This window comes from Paraconexibacter sp., assembly GCF_041602235.1.
Taxonomy (GTDB): Bacteria; Actinomycetota; Thermoleophilia; order Solirubrobacterales; family Solirubrobacteraceae; genus Paraconexibacter.
This window is the reverse complement of sequence record NZ_JBFIGP010000170.1, coordinates 1-8,268: the sequence shown is the minus strand read 5'-3', so window position 1 is coordinate 8,268 and position 8,268 is coordinate 1. Positions and strand designations below refer to the sequence as shown.

The window sequence follows — 8,268 nt, the reverse complement described above, 5'->3', positions numbered from 1 at the left end:
CTGCTGTTCACGTCGGAGTTGCAGCGGCGGCTGGAGGGGATCGGCTCGGCGGTCATCGCGACGGCCGCCCACCCCGGCTGGGCGGCGACGCACCAGCAGGAGCGCACCGGCAGCTGGGTGCAGAACACGGCGATGGCGATCGGTAACCGCGTGCTCGCGCAGTCCGACGAGCAGGGCTCCTGGCCGACGCTCTTCGCCGCCACCGCCGAGGTGCCCGGTGACGCCTACGTGGGCCCGAGCGGGTTCCAGCAGATGCGCGGCAGGCCGAAGCTGGTCGGGCGCACGTCCGCGGCACGGGACGTGGAGGTCGCCCGGCGGCTGTGGGAGCTCTCCGAGCAGCTCACCGGCGTGAGCTTCCCGCTGGCGCCCGCGACGACCTGACGGGCGACCGCCGGTGCCGGCGCCCGCCGGGCACCACCGGCGAGCCGCGGGGTCAGGCCGCGAAGTCCGTGACGTCGTAGACGTGCGTGCGCGGCAGCGCGAAGGCCGCCCGCTGGTCGGGAGCGTGCGTGGTCTCGGTGTGCACGGTGAACCCGACCCGCCCGACCTGGAAGATGGCGGTCACCGTCTGGCCCTCGATCGCGTCCTCGGACCCGATGTCGAGGACCACGTCCCGCCCGCCGAGCCGGCAGGACATCGAACGGATGCGCCGGCGGTGCGCGGTGGCTCCGGTCAGGTGCTCGGCCGTGTCACTGAGCTCGCCGTAGGCGGCCTCGGCCGCGGTGGCGTCGTGACGAAAGCGGGGGACGAAGAACGGGACGACTGCTGACGAGGCCATCAGCCGCGCCGCTGGCGGGCGGCGTCGGGGCGCTTGCCCTTGCCGGTGGGCCTCGGGGGCGGCTTGGGGTACTTCTTGCGCTCCTCCGGCGTCATCTGCCGGACGGTCAGGGATCCGCCGGCGATCTGTGCGCGCATCTCCTCGAGCTTCTTCGCCCGGGCTTCCTGGGCACGCTGTTGCTGTGGGCTCGGATTTGCCATCTTCGTTACAAGCTTACGGGATCGGTCCAGTCGGCGACATGAGTCGTAGATGATCGAGGTGGGCGGTCACGGTCGCCGGCGCCGCGCGGCCAGGATCGCGAGGCCACCACCCGCGAGGGCGCCCGCGAGCGCCGTGACCACGAGCCACCACCACGCCACCCGCGAGCCCTCGTCGTCGGGGCGCCCGGCCGCCTGGGCCACGTCGGTCCCGCCGCTCACGCCGGTCGCGTCGGCGAGCACCGGGCCGATCAACGCGGCGGTGGCGAGGTGCCCGAGCCCGTTGGGGTGCAGCGGGCCGCTGAGTCCCGAGCCGCGACCCAGGGACTCCTCGATCCGGCGCACCCACCGGTCGTGGCCGCGGGCGCAGATGCCGTGGGCGAGGAAGGCGTCCTGCACGCCACGGACGAACCGCCACCCGTGCCGGAGCGCGGCCAGACGCGCCTGGGCGTTGAGCGGTACGACGACCGACGAGAAGGCCCACGCCGCCTCGTCCCGGTCGATGCCCGGCAGGGCCTGCGCGCAGACCTCGCCCTCCTCGTCGTGCGTGGGGTCGAAGTACTCCACGAGCACGACGCGGTCCGCCGGCACCCGTGCGTCCCGCAGCCGCGCGGCGACCTGCGCGTAGCGCTCCGGGAGTCCGGCGATCGCCGACGCCTGGACCTCGGCGGCCGTCGGCGCCGCCGGGTCCTTGGCGACGCCGCCCGACCGCGCCGGATCGAAGCGGCGCTCCGGGCACCGCGCGACGACGACGCAGAAGCGCGCCACCGCGCCGAAGTTCACGTCGTTGGCCCCGATGCTCACGAGGACGGCGTCGGGCATCCGTCGCGACGCCAGTCGCGCGACCTCGTCCAGTTGCGCCGGCAGCGGGCCGCGTCGCGCGTCGGGCTCGATGCCCGCGTAGGAGCCGAGCAGCCCGCGCGGCACGGTCGCGCCGGAGCAGCCCAGAGCCAGCAGCGTGACCGCGCTGCGGGTCGAGCCCGACTCCAGCGCCAGGGCGGCCTGCGCGGCGCCCGAGCGCATCGACCGATGGCAGCGCCGCTCCAGCCATCGCGGGCTCAGGACGCTCGGGCCGTCGGGATTGCCCTCGCCGGAGCTCACGGAGTCGCCCACCGTGACCACGAGCAGGTCCCGCGCCCGCACGGTCGCGGAAGCCTCCTCACCTTCCGATCGCAGGACGAGCGTGTGCTCCTGGTCGTCCCCGAGGTCCAGTCGCGCCCGGCACCGACCTGCGGGCGTGGGGGTGACGGGCGCTCCGTCCAGCGACCACGACGGGTCGGGCGCGCACGTGCGCACCTCGATCTCGGTGGTGCGCAGCGTCGCCTCGTCGACCTTCCGCGCGACCCCGTCGACACCGTCGCCCGCGAGCTTCGCCGGGACGCTCCATCGGAACGCCACGGGGTCCGCGAGCGCTCCGGGGGCCCCGACGAGTCCCAGCAGCACCAGCACCAGCCCGATGGTGAGCGGGCGCCTCACTCGGTGAACGCCACCTTGCGGTACCTGCCGTCGCGCACGTAGCCGCCGTAGCGCGCCGGGAACTTGTAGCGGCCCTGCGTGCCCGGGGCCGCCGGCGGGGAACCGGAGTCGCAGTACACGCGCAGGACGCAGGAGCGCTTGCCCCAGACCCCCTCGAAGGCGTTCCACAACGCCGGGAGCGTGCCGGCGGCGCGGGTCGGGAGCAGTCGCACGCACCGGTACTCCCGGCACCTGGTGGTGTCGTTGCCCGACCACGGCAGGGTGCCGCGGTGCACGCGCTCCTCGAGGTTGGGATGGGCGGTCTGCACGCAGCCTCGCGAGCAGGGCACCGGGTAGCTCGCGTGCGTGCCCGACGCGACGAACACCAGAGGCCGCGCGGTGGCGTCCTCGACTCCGGAGGAGAACCGGGCGAGCCGCGGCTCCCGGTCCCAGCGCCGGCGAAGCTCGGTCCAGTCGTACCGCACGACCGCGTCGTGGGCCGCGTAGTGCACGGCGATCGGCCGCGGCTCGTCGCCGGTGCGGTCGATCACCACGGTGATGCCCTCCCAGTCGGACTCGTGGTCGAAGCAGGAGATTCCCGGGATCACGAGTCCGGCGCCGCAGAACGCCCCGTAGCCGGCACCCGCCGGGTTGGACGGCAGGTACCACCAGTAGTCGAGGTAGAGCAGCCGGCGCCCGGATCGCTCCTCGCCTACGGGGTGGACGTAGATGGCGCTCGTCAGCTGGTCCCCCCGCTCGGCGCTGATCTCCAGGTGCGTGCCCCCGTTCACGAGGGCCCGGGGGTCCTTCACCACCGTGCAGTCCGAGCCGCTGACCCGGCGGTCCTCGCACTGGGAGATCCTGCCCGCGGCGAACAGGCCCTCGATCGAGAGCGGAAGGGGTACGCGTTCGCTGGGGTCGAACAGCAGGACGGGACGGTGCTTGAAGGCGAGGGCCAGGTCGGCCTTGGCGGTCGGAGCGCCGATCGCCAGGGTGAGCGCCGCCTCGGTGACGGAGGGCGCGTCGACGTCGCGGGTGGAGACAGCGCCACCGGGGTCAGCGAACCGCGCCCAGGCGCGCAGTCGCTCGGCCGAGGGCGACTGCAGCAGGGCGTAGAGCGGTGCCCCATCCGGCGCCACGGATCGGCCGATCCGCCGCCAGCGCCCCACCTCGCGCTCGGTGGCGGCCACCGGCGCCAGCGCGCGTGGTTCGGGAAGCTCGGTGACCGAGCCGTCCACGAGCAGGAGCACCAGCACGTCGGCGCCGGGACGGGGCTCGAGCGGCACCCGCGGGTCCGGGGCCGGGGCATCGCCGCCCGTGCCCGATTCGGCGGTCTCGCCGCCGCCGGACGCCCGCGGGCCGGTGAGGGCCTCGTCCACGGTCGCGCGGGCCTGCGCCTCGTTGTCGCTGCCCCGCAGCACGAACCGCGCCACGTCGTCGCGGACGACCGCCACGGACCAGCGGACGTCGAAGTCCCTCCCGATGGTGGACGGCGTGTAGGCGGCGGGCCCGGACTGCTGACGCGCAGCCCCGGCCGGGGCCACGAGCACGATGTCGAGCTTGGAGGCGACCGCCGTGCGGGCCGGGACCTTCGCCGTGCCCTCCTCGCGGTCGCCGAAGGCGAACGGCAGCACGATGACGAACGCCAGCGCCAGCGTGCTGCCGACGATCAGCGAGACGCGTCGGGTCAGCCCCGCGCGCAGGAACCAGTAGGCGCCCCACGCGTACACGACCACGGCGATGAGCAGCCCGAGCAGGATCGGGGGCCGACCGAACGGATGGGTGAAGACGTTGAAGGCCAGCAGCCCGAGCGTCGCGACCACCGCGGCGCCCGCGACGCGCAGGACGGCGACGCCGACCGGCAGCCACGCGGCGAGCAGGGCGAGGGCTCCGGCGCCGACGGCGACCCACACGCCGATCGCCTGCCCGAGCGTGATGATCCCGACGATGGTGGCGATTCCCACCATGCCGCGCGCGGTCCAGAGCCACAGCGGTGGGACGGTCGGGCCGGGGGGTGCGGGCGCCACCCTCCGACGACACCACTCGGGCGCAGCTGCGTCAACCCGTCGCACACCGTTTCCCGCGACTGGACGAACGTCCGATGCGTCCATCCTCAGTTCTGGCGATCACCAGGGCATGACCACATCGTCCACAGACCAGGCGCACGGCCTCACGGCGGACGAGACCCTGGCGGCCGACCTCCTGTTCGCCGAGCTGCGCGAGGAGCGCGCAGGCGGCCCGGCCACCGGCCGCCTGCCTCAGCAGGCCGGCTCACGAGGCACGCCCGCCACCGAGACGTGCTGCACCAGCCACCGCGCGATCCGCGACAGGGCGGTCGTCCCGGCCGCGTGATCGGGCGCGGTCGTCGCGATCGCCACCGCGAGCGGCCGTCCGGAGACGACCACGACCCCCATCTGCCGGTCCAGCCAGCCGTCCGCCCGGCCCGGGGAGATCCCGGGTCCCCATCCGCCCTTGAGCTGCGCGTCCCCACCGGTGGCGCCCAGACCCCAGCGCTGTGAGGAGACCACGGACCCCATGAGGTCGAGCAGTCGCGGACCGGTCGCGGTGCACGGCATGCCCGCCACGAAACGGACCTGGGAGGCCAGCGACCAGGCGGTCTGCCCGAACACCGTGTAGCCGGTCCGCAGGCGCTCCGCGGGGACGACCGTGGTGCTGTCCCCGGCGGCCCGCAGCTGGCCGGTCGTAGCATCGGCCGCGGCACGCCCGGCCCCCAGGGCGTTCCAGATCCTGTCGGCGGCGGCGTTGTCGGACGCGGTGATCGCATTGCGGAGGTCGGCCTGATCGGCGACCCCGCGGGCGATCGCGGCCATCGCGACCGGGACCTTCGCGGTGGACCAGGCGACCCCCGTCCGCAGCTGCCCCAGGCGCTCGATCCTCGTGCCTCGGCCCAGCGCGGCGACGGCGACCCCCTCGCTGCCGGGAAGCGTCCGCGCGAGGCGCTCGAAGCTCCTGGCGTCCGCGGCGGACAGCAGCGGGCCGCTCGAGGCCGGCGTCGACGGGCCGTCGCTCGTCGGCCCGTCGATCTCGTCGCTACCGGCCGGCAGCGACGCGGACCCGGGGACCTGCGGCTCCGCGGGGCTCTCCGGGGACAGCGGGTCCGGCTCGGGCACCGCGGCGTCGCGCTCCCGTTCGTAGTACTCGGCGTTGTCCTTGAGCGCCTGCGCGAGCTCGGCGTCGCCGGTCGTCGCCGCGGAGGACGGGGCGCCGTCCCCGCCGCAGGACGCGAGCGCACCGCAGAGCATCACGACGACGGCCAGTGCGCGGACCCGGACCCGGGGCATCCGTCCAGCTTGGCAGACGGCCGACGTGGACAGCGCCCCTGGCTGGGGATAGGGTCGAAGTGCGCTCTTCACCCCGCGCCCCCGCGCACCGCCACCTCCGAGAGGACGAGATGAGGTCAGCCGTCACCCCCCAGTCGCCAGGTTCACGCGGGGCGCTGCGGCGCCGGACGCTACCCGTCGCGCTGGTGGTGCTGGCCCTCGCCGTGGTCGGATGCGGCGGGGACGACGACGGGGACAAGGGCGCGACCTCCGCGACCCAGGCCCAGCGTGCGGCGGCGCTGTCCCTGCAGCAGGCGATGGACGCGGCGGCGCGCTCGATCGACAGCGTGCGCGGGACGCGCGACTCGCTGGAGCGGATGGGCGCCTCGCTGGAGCCGCAGATCGCCCAGACCGGGGACGTGATCGTGCTGCTGACGCCGCAGGCGGCCGAGACGGACGCCGGCAGGATGCTGCTGGAGGCCGCACGCGAGCAGCGGTCGTTCCTGCAGTTCGCGTCGGACTCCGCGACGAGCCGCTCCAAGAGCGCGGCGTCGAGCCTGGTCACGCGTGCCCGCGACGCGGGGCGCCGGGCCTCCGACGCCTACTCGCGCCTGGCCCAGGCCCAGACGGACCTCGCGGGGACGCTGCCCGCCTCGACCACCTTCAACACCGGCCGTCTGCGCGACGCGGTGACCGCGGTCTTCGCGTCCAGCAAGAAGCCGAGCACGACGACGACGCCGAAGACGACCACCAGCGGCAGCTCCGGGGGCTCGTCGCCCACCACGGGCACGACCTCCTGCGGGGACGGCCTGTCGGTGAACTCCGTCACCTCGTGCCCGTTCGCCCGCAACGTCCGTGACGCCTACGAGGCCAGCGGCGGCAGCTCCGTGATCGACGTCTACAGCCCGGTCACGAAGCTCACCTACACCCTGACGTGCTCGGGCGGTGTTCCCGTCGTGTGCCGGGGCGGCGACGGGGCGGTCGTCTACATCCGTTGATGGGCCGGCTCGCGCGGGTGGGCGAGCGCCCGCGCCGCGGCTCCGCATGAGGAGGTCGTGAGAGTTCTCCCACGGCTCAGCACGACGGAGTACCGTCGCGAGCAGTGCTGCATCCGATAGCTCTCGTGCGACGTCCGCCTACCGCCCCCGACGAACACGCATGACGTCGGGCGGTGAAGGCGGGCTGCCCTACGACCGCTTCGCGGCGCTGGGCGACCTGCAGACGGTCTTCACGTGGTCCGGTGACGGCGCCGGGCAGCTCGAGTTCGCCAACGACGCCTGGCTGGCGTTCCGTGGCCGCTCGCTGGACCGGGAGCTCGGGGAGGGCTGGCTCGACGGCGTGCATCCGGCGGATCGGGCGGTCGTCGAGCGCGGTATCGCCGACGCGTACGCGGCCCGGGAGCCGTTCGAGCTCGAGTACCGGGTGCGCGACCACGCCGGCCGCTACCGCTGGATCCTCACCCGCGGGGAGCCGCGGTTCGACGCCCACGGCAGCTTCCTGGGGTTCCACGGCACCGGGCTGTCGATCGACGAGCGCGTGCGCGCCGAGCGCGGAACCCGCCTGCTGTCCGAGGTGGGACGGCTCGTCGCCAGCACCGGAGACCCGGCCGACGCCCTGGAGGCGATCGCGCGCGCGGCGATCCCGCTGCTCGGCGACTGCTGCGTGATCGACCTCGTCGGAGAGGATGGCGCGTTCACCCGGCACGTCCTCGCGCACCTCGACCCACGGCTCGAGGCGGTCGCGCGTGGCTTCAAGGGTCCCCAGCCGCACTCCCCGCTGTACGGGGTGCTGCAGGACGGCCGGCCGGTGCTTCTGCAGAACACGGCGGAGGAGTTCGCCGACGCCGGTGCCCCCGAGGACCGCGAGGAGCGCCGCTCCATGGCGCTGCGCAGCAGCATCCTGACCCCGGTCGTCGCTCGGGGTCGCGCGTTCGGCGTGATGACGTTCGGGTCGCACGTCGCGGGCCACCACGACGAGGACGACGACGTGCCCCTCGCCCACGAGGTCGCCCGCCGGGTCGCCCTGGCGCTCGATCACGCGAGCTCGCTGGCCGAGGCGCGCGCGGCGCGCCGCGCCAGCGAGGCGGCACGTGCCGAGCTGGAGGTCGCCGTCGTGCACGCCCGGCTCCTGGCGGACATCAGCGGCTGCCTGGAGGCGACGCTGGACCTCGCTCCGGCGCTCGACGCGGTGGCGGCGCTCATCGTCGGCTGTCTCGCCGACGCGGCGCGGATCGAGATCGTCGAGCACGGGCAGGTCCTCGGCGCCGGCGGCGCCCAGGCCTCCGCCGGCGCGCTCGACGAGCTGCGACGCTCCCCGACCGACACCGGCCGCACCCTGACCCTCCCGCTGACGCGATCCGGGCGGGCGCTGGGAACGCTCGCGCTCCTGTGGCGGTCAGGTCGGCTTCCGGACCCTGAGGCGCTCCCGCTCCTGGAGGAGATCGCCCGCCGGGTCTCCCTGGCGGCCGATGCGGCGCTGCTGTACGCCGACCGCGCGAACACCGCCCGCACGCTGCAGGCCTCGCTGCTGCCCGAACGGCTGCCCCGCATCCCCGGCG

General features: G+C 74.8%; 7 protein-coding genes and 1 pseudogene. 3 read left to right on the top strand and 5 right to left on the bottom strand.

Features of this window, described 5'->3' with window-relative positions; genetic code table 11:
• Nucleotides 1–381: pseudogene (locus ABYE80_RS13500) on the top strand (oxidoreductase); the annotation flags it as partial.
• Nucleotides 382–433: 52 nt separating this feature from the next.
• On the opposite strand, the gene ABYE80_RS13495 reads toward ABYE80_RS13500, so the two are convergent.
• The 5 genes from ABYE80_RS13495 to ABYE80_RS13475 form a co-directional block, all read right to left on the bottom strand.
• Entirely contained in the window at nucleotides 434–778 is a 345-nt protein-coding gene (locus tag ABYE80_RS13495; RefSeq protein WP_372790803.1) for a hypothetical protein, read from the bottom strand.
• On the bottom strand, nucleotides 778–978 hold the full coding sequence (locus tag ABYE80_RS13490) for a hypothetical protein (protein WP_372790802.1): 201 nt from the start codon (nucleotides 976–978) through the stop codon (nucleotides 778–780). Before ABYE80_RS13490 ends, ABYE80_RS13495 begins: the two co-directional genes overlap by 1 nt.
• Nucleotides 979–1,044: 66 nt before the next feature.
• A complete protein-coding gene (locus ABYE80_RS13485; RefSeq protein ID WP_372790801.1) occupies nucleotides 1,045–2,451 on the bottom strand; it encodes a GDSL-type esterase/lipase family protein in 1,407 nt (468 codons plus the stop codon).
• Nucleotides 2,448–4,457 (bottom strand): hypothetical protein, encoded by a 2,010-nt coding sequence (locus tag ABYE80_RS13480; RefSeq protein ID WP_372790800.1) that lies wholly within the window; start codon nucleotides 4,455–4,457, stop codon nucleotides 2,448–2,450. The genes ABYE80_RS13485 and ABYE80_RS13480 overlap by 4 nt, the downstream gene beginning before the upstream one ends.
• A gap of 231 nt (nucleotides 4,458–4,688) precedes the next feature.
• Nucleotides 4,689–5,732, bottom strand: coding sequence for a hypothetical protein (locus ABYE80_RS13475; protein WP_372790799.1), 1,044 nt, complete (start codon nucleotides 5,730–5,732; stop codon nucleotides 4,689–4,691).
• Between the two features lie 110 nt (nucleotides 5,733–5,842).
• On the opposite strand from ABYE80_RS13475, the gene ABYE80_RS13470 reads away from it, so the two are divergent.
• Together ABYE80_RS13470 and ABYE80_RS13465 are read left to right on the top strand one after the other, a co-directional pair.
• The gene (locus ABYE80_RS13470; protein WP_372790798.1) at nucleotides 5,843–6,709 is read left to right on the top strand and encodes a hypothetical protein; all 867 of its coding nucleotides are present in this window, start codon (nucleotides 5,843–5,845) and stop codon (nucleotides 6,707–6,709) included.
• A gap of 160 nt (nucleotides 6,710–6,869) precedes the next feature.
• A partial coding sequence (locus tag ABYE80_RS13465; protein ID WP_372790797.1) for a GAF domain-containing protein occupies nucleotides 6,870–8,268 on the top strand: 1,399 nt, incomplete at its 3' end.

Excerpts from the sequence above, each read along its gene's own strand:
- ABYE80_RS13495 (WP_372790803.1), bottom strand. The coding sequence starts at position 778 with ATGGCCTCGTCAGCAGTCGTCCCGTTCTTCGTCCCCCGCTTTCGTCAC.
- ABYE80_RS13470 (WP_372790798.1), top strand. The coding sequence starts at position 5,843 with ATGAGGTCAGCCGTCACCCCCCAGTCGCCAGGTTCACGCGGGGCGCTG.
- ABYE80_RS13475 (WP_372790799.1), bottom strand. The coding sequence starts at position 5,732 with ATGCCCCGGGTCCGGGTCCGCGCACTGGCCGTCGTCGTGATGCTCTGC.
- ABYE80_RS13490 (WP_372790802.1), bottom strand. The coding sequence starts at position 978 with ATGGCAAATCCGAGCCCACAGCAACAGCGTGCCCAGGAAGCCCGGGCG.